At 39.8% G+C, this 19,756-nt stretch carries 15 protein-coding genes; all 15 read left to right on the top strand.

Features of this window, described 5'->3' with window-relative positions; all coding sequences use genetic code 11:
- The first annotated feature begins 9 nt into the window (after positions 1–9).
- The 15 genes from wecB (at position 10) to AAE250_RS12845 (ending at position 19,714) form a co-directional block, all read left to right on the top strand.
- Positions 10–1,161: a non-hydrolyzing UDP-N-acetylglucosamine 2-epimerase gene (gene wecB / locus AAE250_RS12915; RefSeq protein WP_342289032.1), complete on the top strand. Its 1,152-nt coding sequence runs from the start codon at positions 10–12 to the stop codon at positions 1,159–1,161.
- Between the two features lie 85 nt (positions 1,162–1,246).
- Entirely contained in the window at positions 1,247–2,350 is a 1,104-nt protein-coding gene (locus tag AAE250_RS12910; protein WP_342289031.1) for an EpsG family protein, read from the top strand.
- Between the two features lie 7 nt (positions 2,351–2,357).
- Positions 2,358–3,488 (top strand): glycosyltransferase, encoded by a 1,131-nt coding sequence (locus AAE250_RS12905; protein WP_342289030.1) that lies wholly within the window; start codon positions 2,358–2,360, stop codon positions 3,486–3,488.
- Entirely contained in the window at positions 3,485–4,495 is a 1,011-nt protein-coding gene (locus tag AAE250_RS12900) for a hypothetical protein (protein ID WP_342289029.1), read from the top strand. The genes AAE250_RS12905 and AAE250_RS12900 overlap by 4 nt, the downstream gene beginning before the upstream one ends.
- Before the next feature lie 9 nt (positions 4,496–4,504).
- The gene (locus AAE250_RS12895) at positions 4,505–6,625 is read left to right on the top strand and encodes a bi-domain-containing oxidoreductase (RefSeq protein WP_342289028.1); all 2,121 of its coding nucleotides are present in this window, start codon (positions 4,505–4,507) and stop codon (positions 6,623–6,625) included.
- Positions 6,607–8,169 carry an alginate lyase family protein gene (locus tag AAE250_RS12890; RefSeq protein WP_342289027.1) on the top strand — a complete coding sequence of 521 codons (1,563 nt, stop codon included), beginning with the start codon at positions 6,607–6,609 and terminating at the stop codon, positions 8,167–8,169. The genes AAE250_RS12895 and AAE250_RS12890 overlap by 19 nt, the downstream gene beginning before the upstream one ends.
- Complete coding sequence (locus AAE250_RS12885) at positions 8,166–9,356, top strand: glycosyltransferase family 4 protein (protein WP_342289026.1); 1,191 nt, start codon at positions 8,166–8,168, stop codon at positions 9,354–9,356. The genes AAE250_RS12890 and AAE250_RS12885 overlap by 4 nt, the downstream gene beginning before the upstream one ends.
- Complete coding sequence (locus tag AAE250_RS12880) at positions 9,353–10,360, top strand: NAD-dependent epimerase/dehydratase family protein (RefSeq protein ID WP_342289025.1); 1,008 nt, start codon at positions 9,353–9,355, stop codon at positions 10,358–10,360. Before AAE250_RS12885 ends, AAE250_RS12880 begins: the two co-directional genes overlap by 4 nt.
- 63 nt (positions 10,361–10,423) lie before the next feature.
- Positions 10,424–11,392: an MraY family glycosyltransferase gene (locus AAE250_RS12875; RefSeq protein ID WP_342289024.1), complete on the top strand. Its 969-nt coding sequence runs from the start codon at positions 10,424–10,426 to the stop codon at positions 11,390–11,392.
- A gap of 156 nt (positions 11,393–11,548) precedes the next feature.
- Positions 11,549–13,468: a sensor histidine kinase gene (locus AAE250_RS12870; protein WP_294600400.1), complete on the top strand. Its 1,920-nt coding sequence runs from the start codon at positions 11,549–11,551 to the stop codon at positions 13,466–13,468.
- A gap of 25 nt (positions 13,469–13,493) precedes the next feature.
- Complete coding sequence (locus AAE250_RS12865; RefSeq protein WP_294600399.1) at positions 13,494–15,239, top strand: bifunctional metallophosphatase/5'-nucleotidase; 1,746 nt, start codon at positions 13,494–13,496, stop codon at positions 15,237–15,239.
- Positions 15,240–15,282: 43 nt separating this feature from the next.
- On the top strand, positions 15,283–15,627 hold the full coding sequence (locus AAE250_RS12860; RefSeq protein ID WP_294600396.1) for a hypothetical protein: 345 nt from the start codon (positions 15,283–15,285) through the stop codon (positions 15,625–15,627).
- A gap of 52 nt (positions 15,628–15,679) precedes the next feature.
- On the top strand, positions 15,680–17,977 hold the full coding sequence (locus AAE250_RS12855) for a TonB-dependent receptor (RefSeq protein WP_294600395.1): 2,298 nt from the start codon (positions 15,680–15,682) through the stop codon (positions 17,975–17,977).
- A gap of 84 nt (positions 17,978–18,061) precedes the next feature.
- Complete coding sequence (locus AAE250_RS12850; RefSeq protein ID WP_294600393.1) at positions 18,062–18,940, top strand: helix-turn-helix domain-containing protein; 879 nt, start codon at positions 18,062–18,064, stop codon at positions 18,938–18,940.
- A gap of 12 nt (positions 18,941–18,952) precedes the next feature.
- Complete coding sequence (locus AAE250_RS12845) at positions 18,953–19,714, top strand: creatininase family protein (RefSeq protein ID WP_294600391.1); 762 nt, start codon at positions 18,953–18,955, stop codon at positions 19,712–19,714.
- The last annotated feature ends 42 nt before the right edge of the window (positions 19,715–19,756 follow it).

The following is a 19,756-nucleotide window of genomic DNA, read 5'->3' as shown; positions in this document are numbered from 1 at the left end:
TTTTATAACATGAGAAAAATAATGCTGGTCTTCGGGACACGTCCCGAGGCCATAAAGATGGCTCCTCTGGTGAAAGAATTTCAGAAGTATCCGGAGAAGTTCGAGACCATAGTATGCGTTACTGGTCAACATCGTGAAATGCTTGACCAAGTATTGCATCTCTTTGAGATCACTCCCGATTATGATTTGAATATCATGAAGCAGGGACAAGATTTGTATGATGTAACTGCTCGTGTTTTGACCGGTATGCGTGAAGTCTTGAAAGAGGCACGTCCAGATATTGTTTTGGTTCATGGTGATACCACAACCTCTACTGCAGCGGCTTTGGCTGCTTTCTATCAGCAGATTCCAGTGGGACATGTGGAAGCTGGTCTTCGTACTCATAATATTTATAATCCTTGGCCTGAGGAAATGAACCGCCAGATAACCAGTCGTATTGCTACTTTTAATTTTGCTCCAACTCCCCTTAGTCGCGAGAATCTTCTTCAAGAAAACATTGATGAAGCCAAAATTACAGTTACAGGGAATACGGTGATTGATGCACTTTTTTGGGTAGTGAATAAGATAAAGAATGATATTGCTTTGAATAATGTGCTGAAAGATACATTTCTTAAAGCAGGATATGATATTGAACGTTTGTCAGACGGTAAAAAGTTGGTTCTTATTACAGGGCACCGCCGTGAAAACTTTGGCGAAGGTTTTATCTACATGTGTTCTGCTGTCAAATATTTGACAGAGAAATATCCGAATGTAGATTTTGTTTTTCCAATGCATCTCAATCCTAACGTACGTAAGCCTATTTATGACGTATTTGGAGAGAATCTTAAAGGACTGAGAAATATCTTCTTTGTTGAACCTCTTGAGTATCTGTGCTTTGTATGTTTGATGGAGAAATCATCAATTATACTTACCGATAGCGGTGGCATTCAAGAGGAGGCGCCTGGATTGGGAAAACCTGTACTTGTGATGCGCAATACCACAGAAAGACCAGAAGCATTGAGTGCAGGTACTGTAAAACTTGTAGGCACAGATTATGATAAGATTGTAGACGAAGTAAGCCTATTGCTTGACGATGCGGTTGTTTACGAGAGGATGAGTAAGGCTATAAATCCTTATGGAGATGGTTTAGCTTGTAGAAGAATTGTAAATGCGTTGAATTGAATCATTTGAAACAAATGAGATCATGTTTTTGGGGGATGGATTACATTCGTGTGAAACTAAGATATATTTAATCCACTAATATCTAATGCTATATTTTCTATTTGCGATTATCTGTTTTACTTCTTTTTGTGAGATCTTTGATAAACGTTTTGGGAATTTTACTCATAAATCATATTTTGTATTCTTTCTTATTTTATTTGCTCTAGCTACCTTACGATGGGAACGAGGGACTGACTGGGAGGCATATTATGATTACTTTTCTTCTATTCAAAAATTGGATTTCTCTAATAATTTTGAGTGGGGATTTGTACTATTAAACTATATTGTCCATGTAATATTTGAGAATTATACAGCTTTATTATGCATACAAGCTTTGATTTTTTATTTGTGTATAAGTAAAATAATAAAAAAATATTCTGTTTATCCATTATTTAGTCTACTATGTTTTTTTGCAGTAACAAAAGGGGGGATTTTTTTTATTCGTCAACATATTGCGATGGCTATACTTATGTATGCAGTAAAATATATAATTTCATCTGAAAATAAAAAATTTATACTTTTTCTTGTTTTAGCATTTTGCGTGCATAGAACAGCAATTTTCTTTTTACCAGTTGTTTTTCTTTGGAAAGTGAAAGTCAATTTCCGATATTATATATTGGGCTTGGCAATAATTATTGTTTTCTCGTTTATGTTAGAAACTTTATTATCTTCATTTTTTGGTAATATTGGGGGATTAATAGGTTATAAGATTAATAATTATATAAATTTAACTTCTTCGGGGGAAGACTACGGTGTAGAATTATCACATCAAGTTATTTTGATAAGAGGAATAATAAAAAGAACCGTAATCATTTTTTTATATTTTTTCTACATGTGCCCTGTCTTGGACAAAAATCCTTTGGTGAGAGGATTTTTTAATGTGTATATGTATGGCGTTTTTTTATATATATTATTGGCTCCTTTATCGGAGCAGCTAGCTAGAGTTTGTTTGTATTTTGATTTATTTGATATCTTTCTATTTGCATATTTACTCTATTTTCAAAAAAATGTAAAAAATAAATTAATAATTTTCTTTTTCGTTACATTTGTTTCTTTAGGACGCTTATATAGCGGTATTGAAATTAGAAAAGAGCTTTATATTCCATATAAATCAATTTTTAATAAAGAACTTCCTGTAGAGGCATATTAAAATATTTATGAAGTTATTGTTTATAACAAGAGTGGACCCTTTTCAGATAGGAGGAGGGGCATTTGCTACTAGAGCATATTTAGATGCTTTTATTGATTTGTCAAGCCATGTGACTCTAATGTTGGCTGATTGTTGTAAAATACCAAAATCATATAAGGATAATATTAGTTTCGTTAAAGTTCCTGATAGATCTTATTTGAATAAGATATTTTTCCCTTTTACTGGACATTTACATCGTTTTTCTTCTTTCTTTGCCGATTATTGGCATTCGTTACCTTTGGGGACATTTGATACGGTAGTTTTGAATGGGGGGATTTTAGGGGATATAGCGGAATTTCTACATGATAAAGGCGTTCGTATTATAACTCTTCATCATAATGTAGAAAGACATTTTCATCTTGATTCTAAAACAATTGAATCCTTGTATGGTATTTCTGCTTTTTATATAAATAAAAATGAAAAAAAAGCGTTGCTAAATAGTTCTTTAAATTTGACAATAAGCGAAGATGATCAACGTGAATTTAGGAAAATATATGATTTATCGGATTCTGTAAAAATAGAGTATATTGGATGCTTTGAATATAGAGGAAAGGAACTTATTTCTATACCATCAGTTTCACGTGCAAAAAAAATTGTTATAACAGGGAGTTTATGTGATTACCAAACAAAAGATGGCATTATTTATTTTTTATGCGAATTATATCCATTGGTAATTCGTAATTTTCCTGAGTATAATATTATTATAGCTGGACGTAATCCAAGTAATAAGATAAAAAAAATATGTAGAGAAATGGCAGGCGTAGAATTAGTGGAAAATCCGTCGGATATGAATTGTATTATTCAACAAGCACAACTTTATATTTGTCCAACAAGACTTGGAGGAGGATTGAAATTAAGGGTTATGGACGCATTGAGGAATGGGGTTCCTGTGATAGTACATAGTGTTTCAGCAAAAGGATATAATCTGTTTTTGGGAAAGAACTATTTTAAAGTATATTCTTCTGAAAAGGATTTTTTATTGGCTTTGAAGGATTTGCTGGATACTTCAGTTAAACCCTTAACTGTTTGTAGAGATTATTTAAACGTTTTCTCGTTTGAAGCGGGTAAGAAGAGGGTACAAAAACTGTTGCAATTATGAATTTGTATTTATTTCCCGAATGTGCAAGACTAAATAGCGGGTATGGAATAGCTGTTGATTTTGCATATAAAATGCTCCTTCCAAATGAAGATGATTTAGTGGTTTGGTACACAAATCAGAATGACATTCCATATTTTCATTCTTCTGATATTATCATAAAGAAGCCTTCATATAAATCTTTAAAACGTTTTCTAAATTTATGTTTTAAGAGACCTAGCCTTGAAATAAAAAAAGAACAGTTACTTTTTTTAAGGAGTTTTGAATTTGATGTGATATATTGTGATGAAGTGATATTTTATAGAGCTATTCGAGAACTTTTTCCTGATAAATATATAAAAGTCCGATTTCATAATTGTTATGCTAGAATTAGAGATAGGAAGCGTTTGTTAAATTTAAAATCTGATTGGAAATTCAATGTAAATTTGAATTGTTTTTATAAATTAGAGAGTGAAATTTTTAAAGATGACAATGCGGAAAAAATTTTCTTATCAGAAGAAGATCGTACTTTTTATTCATTAATGACGGGTAGAAAGGATGCTGTTGTATGGGCATTCATGCCTAATATGAATATAGCATATGCTAATCGGGGATCTATACTTTATAAAAAGAAAATAGTATGGTATGGAGGAGTTAGTACTCATAAAAAAGCTTCATTACGATACTTTATAAAAGAAATCTTTTATAGAATCCACAAGAGGAGGTTGGATATTGAGTTTCATTTATGGGGAAAAGGAACATCGGAATTTGATGATCCCTCTATGCATATTTATGGTCATGGGTATTATATAGGGACAGATATACCATTATCAGGTGAAGCTTTATATATTAATCCGGATATTTTAGGGGGAGGTGTAAAACTTAAGCTAATATCGTATATAGAGGCTGGTGTTCCCTTCCTTAGTACGCCTTTTGGATTTGAGGGATATTCTTACGATTTGGTCGATAACAAATATTGTTATGTTGCAGAATTCGAGAAATGGGAAAATATAATATTATCTTTACTTTAATCTATAGTTATGAAACAGATTATTCAAGATATTAAATCAGGTCAAACCATATTAGAAGAAGTTCCGGTTCCCCAAGTCAAATTTGGTTCTGTATTAATCCGAACAACATGTACTTTGGTTTCTTTAGGAACAGAACGCATGTTGGTTGAATTTGGAAAAGCAAACCTGATAGACAAGGCTCGGCAACAGCCGGATAAAGTAAAGCAGGTACTTGACAAGATAAAAACAGATGGCTTGCAGCCTACACTTGCAGCTGTATTTAATAAGTTGGGACAACCTTTGCCTTTGGGGTACTGTAATGTGGGAAGGGTGGTTGCAGTTGGTAAGGGAGTTACTGACCTTGTAGTAGGCGACCGTGTTGCTTCGAATGGGAATCATGCTGAATTTGTATGTATTCCTAAGAATTTAGTAGCCAAGATACCCGATAATGTATCGGATGAGGAAGCTTCATTCACTGTGATAGGTTCTATAGGTTTGCAGGGTATCCGCTTGCTTAATCCACAGTTAGGAGAAACTATTGTTGTAATTGGTTTGGGATTGATTGGTTTGGTTGCTGCGGAACTGTTGAAAGCCAACGGTTGTCGGGTAATAGGTGTGGATTATGATAGGCAGAAAGTTGATCTAGCAAAACAAAAAGGGATTATAGCCATCAATCCGAGAGAAGGTGTAGATTCGGTCAAGTTTGTAGAAGGGTTGACTGAATCCATCGGGGCTGACGGGGTACTGATCACAGCTTCTACCAAGAGTAATGATGTAATTCATCAGGCTTGCGAAATGTCAAGAAAACGAGGACGTATTGTTCTCGTAGGTGTTATTGGGCTGGATATGCGTAGGGATGATTTCTATAAAAAGGAATTGTCTTTTCAGGTTTCTTGTTCGTATGGTCCGGGGCGTTATGATGAGAATTATGAGAATAAGGGTCAGGATTATCCATTGCCTTTTGTCCGTTGGACGGAGAAGCGCAACTTTGAGACCATTCTTCAGACCCTTTCATCGGGTGCATTGGATGTAAAGTCACTTATAACAGAAGAGGTTGTATTGGATGACTACTTGAAAATATATGGTGATATGCGTAAGCAAGGATCTATTGCTTCTATTCTAAAATTTCCTGCAGATTCGAGAGTGGAAACTGTAGTTGCTGTAAATGCCAATACTTTTAGCGGTTCGAATGGTCAGATAGGTATTATTGGTGCCGGTAATTTTACATCGGCAACAGTCCTTCCTGCCCTAATGAAAGCAAAGGCTTGCATAAAATATATAGCTAGTGCTCAAGGACTCTCTGCAAAAATATTGGCTAAGAAGGCGGGTGCTGCTAATGCAACTTCTGACTATAAAGAGATTCTGAAAGATGAATCTGTGGATATGGTCTTGATTACCACCCGACACAATCTACATGCTCCTATGGTTCTGGAAGCACTCAAAGCAGGAAAGCATGTATTTGTGGAAAAGCCGTTATGTCTGAATGAGCGGCAATTGGGTGAGATTATGGAGGCTTATGAAAATGCTCCTAAAGGAGTAACTTTGACTGTTGGATTCAATCGGCGCTTCTCTCCATTTGCTGTCAAGATGAAGCAGCTGATGGGGGAAGGTCCAAAGAATATAGTGGCAACCATGAATGCGGGATTTATTCCTACCGAGGTTTGGGTGCATGATCTGGAGGTTGGTGGAGGACGTATCATTGGAGAAGCCTGCCATTTCATTGATTTGTGTTCTTATCTGGCCAATAGTAGGGTCGTATCTGTATGTATGAATGCTTTTGGACAGAATCCGCAGGAGAATACAGATAATGCCAGCATATTGTTGCGTTATGAAAACGGTTCCAACGCTGTCATCAATTATTTCGCAAACGGCAGCAAGGCTTATTCCAAAGAACGTGTGGAAGTGTTTGCTCAGGAACGTATCTTGATATTGGACAATTGGAGAAAACTTACGGGTTATGGAATAAAAGGTTTTTCCTCCATGACTTCAAGAATGGATAAAGGACACAAACGCCAATTTGCATTGTTGAATGATCGTATCATGAATGGGGGCGAATCATTGATCCCCTTTGAGAGTATAATTAATACGACTAGGGCCTCATTTGCCTGTATTGAAAGTCTGAGAGAAAACAGATGGGTGGAAGTGGAATAATCACTTTTTATAGAACGATACGCTATCTTAAGCCGATTCAAATTCTATATAGGGGGAAACTGATTCTAAAACGTTTCCTTCCTGCCAAAATAATATGGAATGAATATCAGTTAGTCGCGAGTAATGATCTTTGTCTTGAAGATTCCATTCCTCTTGACAATTCTTATATCTGTTCCAGTGCTGTATTCTCTTTTTTGAATCTGTCCCATCCGTTCCCATTCGGGATAGATTGGAATTGGCTTGTCTATGGAAGACTATGGGCATACAATCTGAATTATTTTGAATATCTGAACCAAAGGAATTGTTCAAAAGAAGAGGGGATAGTATTGATAAATGATTTTTTGAATCAACTGCTTTCTTGCTCTGTTGGTCTGGAGTCTTATCCACTTTCTCTCAGATGTATCAACTGGATACGCTTCTTTATAAAACACAAACTGAAGGATAAAAGATATGATGTCATTCTATTTCAACAACTGGAGTTGCTGACGCATAAGTTGGAGTATCACCTTATGGGAAATCACTTGCTGGAGAATGGATTTGCCTTATTGTTCGGAGCTTATTATTTTGGTAGCAATGACTTCTACAAGCAAGCAAAACGGATATTGATTCCGGAATTGGAAGAGCAAACTTTAGTAGATGGTGCCAATTTTGAATTGAGTCCGATGTACCATTGCATAATGCTTTTTCGTGTGCTCGACTGTTATAATTTGGTGAAATGCAATCCTTCTTTTTCACGGGAACTTCTACCGATATTTGAAAAGCAATGCTGCAGAATGCTTGGGTGGCTTAGTGCAATAACTTTTAATAACGGTGATATCCCTTTATTCAATGATGCGGCATTCAAAATCGCTCCAACAACTGCAGCTCTTTTTGACTATGCCGACCGATTGGGATTGTCCTATAGGAAAACAACACTGAGAGATTCTGGATACCGAAAACTTGTAAATCTGAAGTTTGAGGCGGTTATTGATGTAGCGAAAGTTGGTCCTGACTATCAGCCGGGACATGCACATGCGGATACTTTCAATTTTGAGTTGCATGTGAACAATCGTTCGGTGATAGTTGATACGGGTACTTCCACTTACGAAGTGAATCAGATTCGTTTTTATGAGCGCTCTACAGCAGCTCATAATACAGTTGTTGTGGATAATTCCAATTCGAGTGAGGTGTGGGCCGGACATCGGGTTGGCAGAAGAGCGTTTGTTACAATTCTAGAGGAAACAGCAGACAGGCTGGTTGCTGTTCATGATGGATATTCTTCTAAAAAACTAAAACATATCCGTTCTTTTGAGATGAAAGACGGATGTTATAATATTTGCGATACCATTGCATCGGAAGCCGTGGCTTATCTGCACTTTCATCCATCTGAAAAGATAAAATTGGAGAAAGCAGAAATTATCGGTTCTGATTACCATGTAAAATTTATAGGGGCAGATTCAATAGAACTGTTTGATACTTATTATGCTCCAGAATTCAACAAAAGAGTACCTTCCGTCGGGGTAAAAATATACTTTAAAAACAAGTTGCAAACAATATTCGGATGAGACTGCTATTTTTATCCTTCTATTTTGAACCGGATCTTTGTGCCGGTTCTTTCAGAAATACGCCTTTGTTTCAGGAAATAAGAAGTCGGTTGGGAGTGAATGACTTTGTCCATGTAATCACCACTCAGCCCAACCGTTATAAAACATTCAAGATTTCCGGTCAGGCAGAGGAATATGGAGAGAATTATGTGATTGATAGAATTGCAATACCGGAGCATAAAGGTGGTATGCTGGATCAGGCAAGGTCTTTTTTCGTTTATTATCGTGAAGCGATGAAGAGGGTAAAGCATGAGGATTTCGATTTGGTATATGCCTCTTCCTCCCGGCTTTTCACTGCCTTCTTGGGAAAACAGATTGCCTCTTCAAAAAATTGTCCTCTTTATTTGGACATTCGTGATATTTTCGTAGATACAATGAAGGATATACTTAAAAATAGGAAAATTCTTCAGGTTCCGGTTATTACATTTGCCAAGATGATAGAAAAATATACATTTTCTAATGCCACTCATATCAATCTGGTGTCGGAAGGGTTTAAAGAATATTTTGGTAAGTACAGACGCCCGGTTTATACTTATTTTACAAATGGGATAGATGATGTCTTTTTGACGGCGGAAACTGATGGAGGTGAAAGGGAACAACGTCCTAGGATAATCACTTATGCCGGGAATATGGGTAGCGGGCAAGGATTGGAAAAGGTGATTCCTCAAGCTGCCAAACAACTGGGAAATAATTATTTGTTTCGTTTGATTGGAGACGGAGGGACTAAACAACTCTTGAAGCTAAAACTGGAAGAGTTGCAAGTCACGAATGTGGAGTTGCTGAGTCCGATATCCAGAAAAGAACTTCTTGAATATTATAAGCAGTCTACATTCTTATTCTTACATTTGAATGATTTGGATGCTTTTAGGAAAGTATTACCTTCGAAGCTGTTTGAATATGGAGCATTCAATAAACCTATTATAGCGGGTGTCGGTGGCTATGCTGCACAATTTGTTAAAGACAATCTGTCTAATTATATTCTTTTTAAACCTACAGATGTAGATGATTTTGTGAGTCAAATGAAAGATTATAAATTATCTTTTGAAGAAAGAGTTAGTTTTAAGAAGAAATATTCAAGAGAGAATATAATTAGAGAAATGGCTGACAGTATATTGAATATTTGTAAATCCAATTATCTTTTTCCATGAATATATTTGTTACTGGAATCCATGGTTTTGTTGGTTCCAATCTTGTTGTAGCCTTGAAGAAGTATCACCGTCTTTACGGTTTGGATATTGTTGCACCCCAAAAGGTAGGTGTGATAAAGACTTTCTCTTGGAAAGATATTGACCCCACTTCTTTTCCGCTGCAGAATCTTCCTAAGTTTGATGCTATTATTCATTTGGCAGGAAAAGCTCATGATACGAAGAACCAGTCTGCTGCTCAGGTTTATTTTGATATTAATACTGGGTTGACTCAGAAGATATTTGATTTCTTTTTGGAATCTTCTGCGAAGAAGTTTATTTTCTTTAGTTCTGTGAAGGCAGCTGCGGATAGTGTAGTGGGGGATATATTGACGGAAGAGGTGATACCGACACCGGTTGGACCTTATGGAGAAAGTAAGATTGCTGCGGAAGATTATATAAAGGAACATTTTTTATTTCCTACCACCTCCCCCTGCGGGTACTCCTCCTTCCCGAAGGAGGAGAATGAGATACACTCGGATAAGCAGGTGTATATCTTGCGCCCTTGTATGATTCATGGTCCCGGAAATAAAGGGAATCTGAATTTGCTTTATAATGTGGTGAAGAAGGGTATTCCCTGGCCTTTGGGTGACTTTGAGAACAGGAGATCCTTTACTTCGATTGATAATCTTTGCTATGTGGTGGAGGGACTGCTGACGAAGGATGTTTCGAGTGGCATTTATCACATGGGTGATGATGAAGCTTTGTCTACGAATGAGTTGATAGCTTTGATGTGTGAGGTGTTGGGGCGTAAGCCGCATATCTGGAAGATGAATAAGCGTATGATGGAAGGTTGTGCCGGATTGGGCACCTTACTCCATTTGCCTTTGAATACGGAACGTTTGTGTAAGTTGACGGAAAACTATGTGGTGAGTAATGTGAAGATCAAGGCTGCTTTGGGAATTGAACGGATGCCTGTAAGGGCAGAAGATGGGATAAGGAAGACAATCGAGTCATTTACAATTTGACAATTTACAATGTACAATTTGCCGTGCGGATGAATAGGCATGGTATGTAAACTCTTTATTTGAATGTATTATTTGATCGTATTAGTTCTGCTATTTTTGGCAGAACTTTTTTATTTTAGGGTGGCTGATAGGTGTAATATCATTGATAAGCCTAATGAACGCAGTTCACATACACGAATAACTCTTCGGGGTGGGGGAATTATCTTTTATTTCGGAGCGTTGGCTTATTTTCTGACAAGTGGTTTTGAATATCCTTGGTTTATGTTGGCGTTAACTTTGGTAGCGTTCATCAGTTTTGTAGATGACATCCGATCTACTTCTCAGAAGTTACGGTTGCTGTTCCATTTCTCGGCTATGGCTTTGATGTTCTATCAATGGGGATTATTCTCTTTATCCTGGTGGTGGATAATCGTTGCATTAATAGTTTGTACGGGTATCATCAATGCTTATAATTTCATGGACGGGATCAATGGCATCACAGGTGGTTATTCTTTGGTTATTCTTGTTGCGCTGGCTTATATCAATAAAGAAATAGTTTCTTTTGTAGAAGAAGGCTTTATCTATACGGTTCTTTGTTCTGTCTTGGTATTCTGTTTCTTTAATTTCCGTAAGAAAGCGAAATGTTTTGCGGGTGATGTTGGTTCTGTTAGTATCGCTTTCATTCTTCTTTTCCTGATTGGTAAATTGATTATTCAGACTGAGGATTTCAGTTGGATTGTCCTATTGTCTGTTTATGGTGTTGACAGTGTTCTGACTATCATTCATCGGCTGCTGCTTCATGAGAATATCGGTTTACCTCATCGGAAGCATTTATATCAGATCATGGCGAATGAGTTGAAAGTTCCTCATGTGGTGGTATCATTAGTATATATGATAGTACAAGTCATCATAATTGTAGGGTATATAGGGTGTATGGCTTATGGTTATTGGTATCTGTCGGGTACTATTCTGCTACTTAGTCTTGTCTATGTTGGTTTCATGAAGAAATACTTTGTTTTGCATCAATCATCAATTCCACCTGTTTTTTTGTAGAATCTGATAAAAGTCCCTAGGGAATTTTCTGTTCCTTTATCATAAAACAGATAGAACCATTGTTTGGAAAAGGTGATGAAGAATAAAAACTTCATCACCTTTTTTTCTTTAACTTCCAACTTTTCTGTATATTTGCCCCAATTAGAGAGGTACTGAATGAATCTATTGAAAAAAATAATATATAGGGTGTTACCATGCCTGATGGCGCTTTTATGCCATCTCTTACCTGCTTTTCCTGAAGCGGGAGATCAGCACCCGGTATTATTAATCAGTTCCTATAATCCGGATGCCCGCCAAACCTCGGGCAATATCTCAGACTTTATGGAAGAATTCCAGCGGTTAGGGGGGAGAAATACGATTGCGTTGGAAAATATGAACTGCAAAAGTTTCTCCGAATCTCCGTTGTGGAAGCAGAGGATGGAGGAATTGTTGTCTAAGTATCAAGGCAGCAAAAGTCCGGCATTGATTGTCCTTATCGGACAAGAAGCATGGGCTGCCTATTTATCTCTGGATGATTCAGTACGAGGTAATACTCCTGCTCTGAGTGCATTGTCCAGCCGGAATGCCATCTTATTGCCGGATAGTACCGCTGACTTGAAAACATGGATGCCTGAATCCGTGGATTTCTTTACTGACTTTCCCAATTCGCCTATTAGGTCCGGTTTTGTATACGAATATGATGTAGCCGGTAATATTGACTTGATAAAGAAGCTGTTTCCTAAGACCGAAAATATAGCTTTTGTTTCGGATAATAGTTACGGAGGCGTCTCCATGCAAGCCTTTGTAGTGAAGGAGATGAAGAAGTTTCCTGAACTGAACCTGATTCTGCTGGATGGTCGTGTAAACACCATTTATACGATCAGTGACAAGTTGCATGAACTGCCCGAAAACACAGCGTTGCTGATGGGAACATGGCGTGTAGATATGAATGACGGTTACTTCATGCGAAATGCAACCTATGCTATGATGGAAGCCGCTCCTACATTGCCTACTTTCTCTCTTAGCTCTGTGGGCTTGGGCTATTGGGCGGTGGGAGGTATTGTACCCGCTTATCGTGCATTGGGCAAGGAGATGGCGAGGCAAGCTTTCTACTTGCTGACCGAACCGCAGGGAGAAGAACACATGGAAGTAATCCCCAATGAAACGATACTGGACGGGAAACTTGTAAAAGAAAAGAAGTTAGATATATCCGGCATTTCGCAACCTGTAAAATTGATTAATGTCACTCCGTCTTTCTACGAGCAGTATAAGTATCAGATATGGTCTGTGCTTGCCTTTCTGTTGATTCTGCTGGTAGGTCTGCTCCTTTCCCTTTACTTCTATTATCATACAAAGAAACTGAAGGATGAGCTGGAAGTCTCCGAAGCTGCATTGCGTGAAGCTAAGGATCGGGCAGAAGAGTCCAGTCGCTTGAAGAGTGCCTTCCTTGCCAATATGAGTCACGAAATCCGTACGCCGCTGAATGCCATTGTTGGCTTCTCGGATGTACTCTCTTCCGGAGGAACTTCGGAGGAAGAGCAGCGTGGATTCTTTGAAATCATCAAGACCAATTCGGATTTATTGCTCCGGTTAATCAATGATATATTGGATGTATCACGCCTGGAAGCGGACCGCGTGACGTTTTCACTGGAAAGTTGCGATGTAGTGCAGGTATGCCAGCAGGTGGTGGCTTCGGTAGCTCAGGCACGTAAGTCGAATAATCGTTTCTTGTTTGAGTGCGATCGTGAAGTGGTGGAAATGCGGACAGATATACAGCGTTTGCAGCAAGTTGTCATCAACCTGCTTTCCAATGCGGACAAGTTCACCAAGGAAGGGACGATTACTTTGAGACTGGATATCGACGATACTGGGAAAATGGCCGTATTTTCAGTGACAGATACCGGTTGCGGCATTCCATTGGAGAAGCAGAAACAAGTGTTTGAGCGCTTTGAAAAGTTGAACGAATATGTACAGGGAACCGGGTTGGGATTATCCATCTGCAAGTTGACCGTAGAGAAGTGGGGTGGAGAGATTTGGATAGACTCGACTTACACAAACGGAGCACGATTTATGTTTACTCATCCAATGAACTTATAAACAGCCAAAAAAATAAAAGACTAATATGAAAAGATTCAGTTGTTTTGTTATCGGGATTTTCCTCCTGATGGGCGTGTTGCCTGCGCAGGAACGGGAAGTCAAACTTAAGATTGTAGAAACCAGCGACATTCATGGCAATTACTATCCTTATGACTTTATTCATCGTAAGGAAGCTGCCGGAAGTTTGGCACGTGTGCATGCTTTTGTACAAAAGAAACGTGAAATTTATAAGGATAATCTGATTCTGCTGGACAACGGTGACATCCTTCAAGGACAACCCACTGCTTACTATTACAATTATATTGATACGGTTACCCGCCATCTGGCAGCGGAAATGATGAATTTTATGGGGTATGATGCCGGAAACATGGGAAATCATGATGTAGAAACCGGTCGTGCTGTCTTTGACCGCTGGGCAGGCGATTGTCATTTTCCTGTATTAGGTGCCAATATTATAGATACTGCTACCGGAGAAACGCACTTCAAACCCTATGAGGTATTGGAGCGTGATAGTGTGAAAATTGTCGTATTAGGTATGATAACACCTGCCATTCCGGTGTGGCTGTCAGAGAATCTGTGGAAAGGTCTGCGCTTTGATGATATGGAAGCGACAGCCCGCAAATGGATGAAAATTATTCGTGAGAAGGAAAAACCGGATTTGGTTATCGGTATCTTCCATGCCGGACAGGATGCCCAGTTGATGGGAGGTAAATTTCATGAAAATGCTTCGGTGGAAGTGGCCCGTAACGTACCGGGCTTTGATATTGTGCTGATGGGCCATGACCATGCTCGTGAGTGCAAAAAGATAGAGAATATTGCCGGTGATTCGGTGCTGATTATGGACCCTGCCAGTACAGGCATCGTAGTCAGCAATGTGGATGTTACCTTGAAGCTGCGTGATGGCAAAGTGGTGGATAAGAAAGTCAACGGTGTATTGTCCGAAACCAAGAATTATGGTGTCAGCGAAGAATTTATGCAGCGCTTTGCGCCCGAGTATGACGCTGTACAGAATTTTGTTTCCAAGAAAATCGGTTCTTTTACAGAGACAATTTCGACTCGTCCTGCTTATTTCGGCTCTTCTGCCTTTATAGATCTTATCCATACATTGCAGTTGGAAATTAGTGGAGCTGATATCTCTTTGGCTGCTCCTTTATCTTATGATACGGAAATCAGTGAAGGAGATATCTTTGTAAGTGATATGTTCAACTTGTATAAGTATGAAAATATGCTTTATACCATGAACCTCTCCGGGAAAGAGATACATGATGCTTTGGAAATGTCATATAATTTGTGGACCAATCAGATGAAGTCTCCGGATGATCATCTCTTGCTGTTCCGTGAACAACGCCGTGAAGGTGCCGAAGATAGGGCATCATTCAAAAACTTCAGTTTCAACTTTGATTCGGCAGCAAGTATCATCTATACGGTGGACGTAACAAAGCCGGATGGAGAAAAGGTAACTATTCTCAGCATGGCGGACGGTACTCCTTTTGATATGGATAAAATCTATAAGGTTGCGGTGAATTCTTATCGCGGCAATGGCGGAGGTGAATTGCTGACAAAAGGTTCGGGTATTTCACAGGACGACCTGAAGGAGCGTATCATCAGCTCCACCGATAAAGACTTGCGTTATTACCTGATGCAGTATATCGAACAGAAGAAGGTGATTGAGCCGCGTGCATTGAATCAGTGGAAGTTTATCCCCGAAGAATGGGTGGTTCCGGCTGCAAAACGCGATTATGAGTTCCTGTTTGGTAAAGTTAAAAAGTAATTTGCTATCTTTGCGGCTCAATTCATAACATAAGTATTTGGACGTGAAGCAAAAAAAGAAAGTTATAGGCGCTTTGAGCTTGCTGGTACTTTTTATAGTGTACCAGACAAGCATCACTGCGTTTACTCACGTTCATTATATAAATGGGGTGCTGATAACTCATTCGCATCCTTTTCATGGTACACACTCCCATTCTAAAACATCCCTTGTTGTCATTGGGTGTCTGTCAGCGTTCTGCTCTCCCGAAGTTGATGTTTACGAAGATCAACATCCGATGCGTCCATTGCTGGCTGTACTCGAAGCAGAACCGGCCACTCCGACGGTAAAAGGGGAAGTAATACGAACTCTTTCCTTACGCGCTCCTCCTGCTGAATTCCAGTTTGTCTAATCTGTTTTTTCTTTTCAAACTTGAATTATTTTTAATTTAGAGCGCTAATTAAATGAAACAATACATATTAGCGTTGGTACTTACGTGTGTAAGCACCAGCGTAGCTTTTGCCGTAAATCCTATTAAGGAAGGCAATATGATTTCCGGCCATGTCATCGTAAAAGGTACGGAAGAGAATATACCGTATGCCACCATTCTGATTGTTGGCAGTAATCAGGGGACTGTTTCCAATGAAGAGGGACAGTTTGAGTTCCGCAAACTTCCGGAAGGAAAGTATAAACTTCGTGTGTCTGCGGTAGGGTATAAGACGCAGGAGAAAGAAGTGATGGTAAGTAAAGAGTTTACAGCTGTTGTGCATTTCCCGATGGTGGAAGAGAGCTTCATGACCGATGAAGTGGTAGTATCTGCCAACCGCAATGAAGTGAGCCGTAAGTCTGCTCCCGTGGTGGTGAATGTCATGAGTACCAAGCTGTTCGAGATGGTCAATTCCACTGATTTGGCAAAGAGCCTGAATTATCAATCGGGCTTGCGTGTGGAAAATAACTGCCAGAACTGTGGTTTTCCCCAGGTACGTATCAACGGCTTGGAGGGACCTTATTCGCAGATTCTTATAAATAGCCGTCCCATCATCAGTGCGCTGAGTGGTGTATACGGGCTGGAGCAGATTCCTGTGAACATGATTGAACGGGTGGAGGTAGTACGCGGTGGCGGCTCTGCTTTGTTTGGTGCCAATGCTGTAGGTGGAACGATCAATATTATCACGAAGGACCCTATCAACAATTCGTTCCAGATATCGAGCATGTTTTCTAATATGGATGGAAAGTCTTGGGAACAGTACATGGGAGGCAATGTATCGTTGGTTGCCAAAGACAATTCTTACGGTATAGCTCTTTATGAAAGCTATCGTAACCGCAATCCTTACGATCGCGATGGAGACGGCTTCTCGGAGTTGGGTAAGCTGAATATGAATACCTTCGGTTTCCGTGCCTATTATCGTCCCACCAACTTCAGCCGCATCAATCTGGAGTACCATACTACTAACGAATTCCGTCGTGGAGGCAACAAATTCGACCTGCAACCCCACGAAACGGATATTACCGAGCAAACCAAACATATTATCAATAGCGGAGGCATCAGCTATGATTTGTTCTGGAAAGAGTACAAGCATAAAATCTCTGCCTATACTTCTATCCAGCATACCGATCGGAATAGCTACTATGGTGCTCAGAAGGATGCAAATGCCTATGGTAAGACGAAAGACTTGACTTGGGTTGCAGGCGGTATGTACGTGGGCAATATGGACAATTGTTTTTTTGCTCCTGCCACCTTTACAGGTGGACTGGAATATCAGGACAACTCTCTGCATGATGTCATGACCGGTTATCACCGTGATATGGAACAAGACGTCCGCATTGCCAGTGCTTTTGTTCAGAATGAATGGAAGATGAATGTACTGACCATGCTGGTCGGAGCCCGTCTGGACAAGCATAACCTGATTGACAAACTGATCTTTAGCCCGCGTGTGAATCTGCTTTATAAGCCGACGGAAGATTTTCAGGCACGTCTGACCTATTCCACCGGTTTCCGTGCCCCGCAAGCCTATGATGAAGACTTGCACGTGACGGCTGTAGGTGGTGAAGGCGTACAGATAAAGTTGGCCGATAACTTGCGTGAAGAACGTTCCAACAGTTACAGCGGTTCAGTGGACTGGACTACGCATCTTGGACACTGGCAGGCAAATATCTTGGTAGAAGGTTTCTATACTGATTTGCGCCACGTATTTGTGCTGGAAGATATCGGCAAGAATGAAGTAGGAGATGTTATCAAAGAGCGCCGTAACGGAAATGGTGCACGTGTATATGGTGCCAATCTGGATGCCAAGATTGCCCACGGCAAGGAGGCTCAATTCCAACTCGGTTTTACGGCACAACGCAGCCGCTATACCCGCGAGGAAGCCTGGACGCAAGTAGACGGTGAAGATTTGACTACCAAGCGTATGCCCCGTACACCGGACTATTATGGTTATTTCACCTTTTCATCGGCACCGGCAAAGAATTTTGATTTCTCTCTTTCAGGTACCTATACCGGTAAGATGATTGTACCCCACTATGCCGGATATATTGAAAAAGACCGTATGGAGAATACTCCCCAGTTCTTTGATATGAACTTAAAGCTGAACTATACATTTGTCCTTCGCGATCATATCAAGTTTCAGTTGAATACGGGAGTGCAGAACATCTTCAATAGTTTCCAGAAAGATCTGGATAAAGGTGAGTTCCGCGATGCCGGTTACTTTTACGGGCCTACACAGCCGAGAACGTTCTTTATTGGATTTAAGATCATGAACTAATAGTGTTCTCTTTTTTCCATTTAAGGAATTTTAGAACTGTATTACCTAAAATAATCCTACATTTGTTGCCAAAGCACGAAGAAAATGGAAGATAAGAAAATAAGGAATGTAGATATTTCCCAGATACATCATTTGCCGATGATTGATTTCATCGGCAATGATTTTGCTATTTTCAACGACATAAAGGATATACCGTTAAGCGTTTATCCCACCCGTCTGAATGCCGCTTGCCTGGTTGTATGTTTGAAAGGCTACTGCAAGATGGAACTTAATTTACAGCATTACGAGTTTAAAGAAGGCATGTTGGGTATCATTCTTCCCGACCAGATTATCCAGCAAGGAGAACGTTCCGCCGACTTCTCCGGGCTTTTCATTGCTGTATCAAGGGATTTCATGGATATGGTTATACCTACCATGCAACAACTTTTTCCTATGTTCTTCATGATTAAAGAGCGGCCTTTTATTCACATTACTCCCGAAGAATCTCAATCGTTCCAGGAGTACCATTCTTTTCTTTGGAGCAAGGTGAAGCTGAAGGACAATCCTTTTCGCAAAGAAATAACCCAAGGTTTGCTGTTGGCCCTTTTCTATGAGATATACAATATTTATCAGGGACACGTTATTCAGGAACGCGTCCCTAAAAGCCGGAAGGAAGACTTGTTCGAGCGTTTCATCCGTGCCGTTTCAGAGTCTTATAAAGAAGAGCGCAGCGTCTCTTATTATGCCGATAAGATGTTCCTGACAGCCAAGCATCTTTCTACTGTTGTGAAGGAGATTAGTGGAAAGACGGCAGGAGAGTGGATTGATAGCCTGGTTGTATTGGAAGCAAAAGCCTTGCTGAAATCTTCCGAGTTAAGTATTCAGGAGATTGCCGATGAACTGCATTTTGCCAATCAATCCTTTTTTGGCAAGTATTTCAAGCATCACACCGGGATGTCACCCAAAGAATATCGCAGGCAATAAAAATAAACGATCATGGAAAAAAGAGAAATTGATCTTACCGTTTCCTGTTATGGAAAGGTAAAAGGAGTGAAGTATGATGTCGTCATTCTGCCGTGGGGAGCTACAGAACCTCACAATCTGCATTTGCCCTATCTCACAGATTGCATCTTGCCGCACGACATTGCTGTAGATGCTGCAACACTCGCATTGCAGCGTTCCGGTGTGCGATGCATGGTGATGCCTCCTGTTCCTTTCGGTGCCCACAATCCGGGACAGCGGGAACTTCCATTCTGCATTCATACCCGTTACTCCACCCAGCAGGCTATTCTGGAGGATATCGTAGCCTCTCTCCATGCACAAGGCATGAGGAAGCTGATAATCCTCAGCGGGCATGGAGGCAATAATTTCAAAGGTATGATACGCGATTTGGCATTTACGTATCCCGACTTTCTGATTATTGCCACCGATTGGTTCAGCATCATCCCTCCGAAAGACTATTTTGAGGCTGAGATTGACGACCATGCCGGTGAATCCGAGACTTCTGCCATGATGTATTATCACCCGGAACTGGTCAATCTGGCTGAGGCCGGTGATGGCGAAAGCAAGCCGTTTGCCATCCCTTCTTTGAATGAGAAAGTTGGCTGGGCGCCTCGTCATTGGGATAAAGCTACTGTAGACAGCGGAGTGGGGGATCCTAGAAAAGCTTCTGCCGAAAAAGGAGAACGCTACTTAAAGCCCGTTATTGAAAAGTTGGTAAAGCTGTTTGTAGAAGTCGGTCAGGAGGAATTGTATTGATATAAAAAGAGCAATATCCATTTACGGATATTGCTCGATTTC

It is taken from the genome of Bacteroides sp. GD17 (assembly GCF_038448625.1).
In the GTDB taxonomy this organism is placed as follows: domain Bacteria; phylum Bacteroidota; class Bacteroidia; order Bacteroidales; family Bacteroidaceae; genus Bacteroides.
Note: the sequence above shows the minus strand (reverse complement) of the source record. Positions and strands in the feature narration are given on the sequence as shown.

What these genes read in the sequence shown, in the direction of transcription:
- AAE250_RS12855 (WP_294600395.1), top strand. Translation starts at nt 15,680, where the DNA reads ATGAAACAATACATATTAGCGTTGGTACTTACGTGTGTAAGCACCAGC.
- AAE250_RS12900 (WP_342289029.1), top strand. Translation starts at nt 3,485, where the DNA reads ATGAATTTGTATTTATTTCCCGAATGTGCAAGACTAAATAGCGGGTAT.
- AAE250_RS12875 (WP_342289024.1), top strand. Translation starts at nt 10,424, where the DNA reads ATGTATTATTTGATCGTATTAGTTCTGCTATTTTTGGCAGAACTTTTT.
- AAE250_RS12870 (WP_294600400.1), top strand. Translation starts at nt 11,549, where the DNA reads ATGAATCTATTGAAAAAAATAATATATAGGGTGTTACCATGCCTGATG.
- AAE250_RS12895 (WP_342289028.1), top strand. Translation starts at nt 4,505, where the DNA reads ATGAAACAGATTATTCAAGATATTAAATCAGGTCAAACCATATTAGAA.
- AAE250_RS12880 (WP_342289025.1), top strand. Translation starts at nt 9,353, where the DNA reads ATGAATATATTTGTTACTGGAATCCATGGTTTTGTTGGTTCCAATCTT.
- AAE250_RS12850 (WP_294600393.1), top strand. Translation starts at nt 18,062, where the DNA reads ATGGAAGATAAGAAAATAAGGAATGTAGATATTTCCCAGATACATCAT.
- AAE250_RS12910 (WP_342289031.1), top strand. Translation starts at nt 1,247, where the DNA reads ATGCTATATTTTCTATTTGCGATTATCTGTTTTACTTCTTTTTGTGAG.
- AAE250_RS12890 (WP_342289027.1), top strand. Translation starts at nt 6,607, where the DNA reads ATGGGTGGAAGTGGAATAATCACTTTTTATAGAACGATACGCTATCTT.
- AAE250_RS12865 (WP_294600399.1), top strand. Translation starts at nt 13,494, where the DNA reads ATGAAAAGATTCAGTTGTTTTGTTATCGGGATTTTCCTCCTGATGGGC.
- AAE250_RS12845 (WP_294600391.1), top strand. Translation starts at nt 18,953, where the DNA reads ATGGAAAAAAGAGAAATTGATCTTACCGTTTCCTGTTATGGAAAGGTA.
- AAE250_RS12885 (WP_342289026.1), top strand. Translation starts at nt 8,166, where the DNA reads ATGAGACTGCTATTTTTATCCTTCTATTTTGAACCGGATCTTTGTGCC.
- wecB (WP_342289032.1), top strand. Translation starts at nt 10, where the DNA reads ATGAGAAAAATAATGCTGGTCTTCGGGACACGTCCCGAGGCCATAAAG.
- AAE250_RS12905 (WP_342289030.1), top strand. Translation starts at nt 2,358, where the DNA reads ATGAAGTTATTGTTTATAACAAGAGTGGACCCTTTTCAGATAGGAGGA.